Genomic DNA, 2,883 nt, shown 5'->3' with positions numbered 1-2,883 from the left:
GCACTCCCGCGCCAGGTACTCGCAGATGCCGCGCTGAGCGCCGCGCGGGCGGCCGGGGCGAGCTATGCCGACCTGCGGATCCATCGGATCACCGCCGAATTCCTCCACCTGCGCGACGGGACGCTGGAGACGGCCGTGCTCAACCGCGAGATCGGCCTGGCCGTTCGGGTGATCGTCGACGGGACCTGGGGCTTCGCCTCGCACGCGGAGCTCGATCCCGCCGTCGCCGCGGACACCGCGCGCCGGGCGGTCCGGGTCGCGACCATGCTCGCGCCGCTGAACGCCGAACGCATCGAATTGGCTGCCGAGCCGGTCTATTCCGATGCGCGTTGGGTGTCGGACTACCTGATCGACCCGTTCGACGTCGCCACGTCGGACAAGATCGCGGTTCTCGACGAGTACTCCGGTCGCCTGTTGGCCGCAGACGGGGTCGATCACGTGTCGGCGAGCCTGGATGCGGTGAAGGAGCAGACGTTCTACGCCGACACGTTCGGCTCGTCCATCACACAGCAGCGGGTACGCGCGCAGCCGAGCCTGTCCGCAACCACGGTCGACGCCGCGGAGGGCTCGTTCGAGTCGATGGGCACTCTGGCTCCGCCGACCGGGCGGGGCTGGGAGGCGGTCGCAGGGGACGACGTGTGGGACTGGTCTTCGGAGTTGGCGCAGTTGCCGTCGCTGCTTGCCGAGAAGGTCAAGGCTCCTAGCGTGACCGCGGGTCCCACCGACCTGGTCATCGACCCGACGAATCTGTGGCTGACGATCCACGAATCCATCGGGCACGCTACCGAATACGACCGTGCGATCGGCTACGAGGCGGCCTACGCGGGGACGTCATTTGCCACGCCCGACAAGCTGGGCACGATGCGCTACGGGTCGCCGCTGATGAACGTGACCGCCGACCGGACCGTCGAATTCGGCTTGGCCTCAATCCGTTTCGATGACGAGGGCGTCGCATCCCAGAGTTGGGACCTGGTGTGCGACGGGATCTTCGTCGGCTATCAGCTGGACCGAGTGTTCGCACCCCGACTCGGCGTCGAGCGCTCCAACGGCTGCTCCTATGCCGACTCTCCGCACCACGTGCCGATCCAGCGGATGGCCAACGTGTCGCTGATGCCCGGCACCGACGATCTCAGCACTGCCGACCTCATCGGCCGCGTCGATGACGGGATCTACGTGGTCGGCGATAGATCGTGGTCGATCGACATGCAGCGGTACAACTTTCAGTTCACGGGCCAGCGCTTCTTCCGCATCCGCAACGGCCGGCTCGACGGTCAGGTGCGTGACGTCGCATATCAGGCGACCACCACTGACTTCTGGGGATCGATGGATGCCGTCGGTGGTCCGGCTACATGGCGGTTGGGCGGCGCGTTCAACTGCGGCAAGGCGCAACCGGGGCAGGTCGCCGCCGTAAGCCATGGCTGCCCGTCAGCGCTCTTCCGAAATATCAACGTACTCAACACGCGCGATGAGGCGGGTCGGTCGTGATCAGCGCAGCACGGGTCGTGGAGACGGCGCTAGCCGAGGCGGCGCGACTGGGCCGTGCCGACGAGACGATCGTCTTGGTGACAGACCGGTCGACCGCATCGTTGCGGTGGGCGGGCAACTCGATGACCACCAACGGGGAATCGTGGAGCAGGAGTACCACGGTCATTTCGATCGTCCGCAAGTCGGACAAAGCCCACGTCGGGTCGATGACGTCAAGCGATGTCGACCCGCAGTCGATCTCGGACCTGGTGATGGCGTCGCAGGAGGCGGCCCGCACGGCACCCGAGGCCAGCGACAGCGCACCGCCGCTGGCCGGCACCGACGTCCCAGCCGACTGGGATGCACCTGCGGTTGCGACGAGCGCCGACGTCTTCGGCTCCGTGGCAACGACATTGGCGCGAGGCTTTCGTGGCGCGGACAGGTTGTACGGCTTCGCACGACACGAGCTCGACACGACCTTACTGGCGACCTCCGGGGGTGTTCGTCGTCGCTACACCCAGCCGACCGGTTCGGTCGAGATCAACGCCAAGCGGGACGGGGCGAGCGCGTGGGTGGGCATCGGCACTCCCGACTTCGCCGACGTGCCAAGCGATTCCATGCTCGATGACCTGTCGATGCGGCTCGGCTGGGCCGAGAAGACCGTGGAACTTACTGCAGGCCGGTACGAAACACTGATGCCGCCGTCGACCGTGTCCGACATGATGATCTACCTCACGTGGAACATGGACGGGCGTGGTGCGCAGGAGGGCAGAACCGCTCTGTCCGCGCCAGGGGGCACCCGGGTGGGGGAGAAGCTCACCGAGCTTGGGCTCACGATGTATTCCGATCCCGCGGCCGCCGGACTGGAATGCGCGCCCTTTTTGATGGCGGCCAGCTCGTCGGAGCGCACGTCGGTGTTCGACAACGGCATGGACGTCGGTCGCGTCGACTGGATTCGCGACGGCACCATCAACGCGCTTGCCTACTCGAGGGCCGCGGCGGCCGAGTTCGACGCCCCGGCGGCAGTGCTCGCCGACAACCTGCTGATGACCGGGGGCACTGCGAGCCTGGCCGACATGGTCGCGAGCACCGAACGCGGGCTGTTGCTGACCACGCTGTGGTACATCCGCGAGGTCGATCCGACGGTGCTGCTGCTGACGGGGCTGACGCGCGACGGCGTCTATCTGGTCGAGGACGGCGAAGTGACTGCCGCGGTCAACAACTTCCGCTTCAACGAGAGCCCGCTCGACCTGCTGCGCCGGGCCACCGAGGCCGGCACGAGCGAGGTGACCCTGCCACGCGAATGGGGCGATTGGGCCACGCGGGCGGCGATGCCGTCGCTGCGGATCCCCGACTTCCACATGTCATCGGTGAGTCAAGCTCAGTAGGTCGGAGCCGCTGGACCGAGTATTCGTGCGA

At 67.1% G+C, this 2,883-nt stretch carries 2 protein-coding genes; both read left to right on the top strand.

The features are described 5' to 3' along the window. Positions 1-1,485, top strand: a 1,485-nt coding sequence (locus QOD90_RS30460) for a metallopeptidase TldD-related protein (protein ID WP_526356153.1), incomplete at its 5' end; no start/stop codon positions are given. Beyond that, positions 1,482-2,852 carry a metallopeptidase TldD-related protein gene (locus QOD90_RS30455; protein ID WP_526356151.1) on the top strand — a complete coding sequence of 457 codons (1,371 nt, stop codon included), beginning with the start codon at positions 1,482-1,484 and terminating at the stop codon, positions 2,850-2,852. The genes QOD90_RS30460 and QOD90_RS30455, both read left to right, overlap by 4 nt. Positions 2,853-2,883 lie beyond the last annotated feature (31 nt).

The organism is Mycobacterium sp. (assembly GCF_032161845.1).
GTDB lineage: Bacteria > Actinomycetota > Actinomycetes > Mycobacteriales > Mycobacteriaceae > Mycobacterium.
Note: the sequence above shows the minus strand (reverse complement) of the source record. Positions and strands in the feature narration are given on the sequence as shown.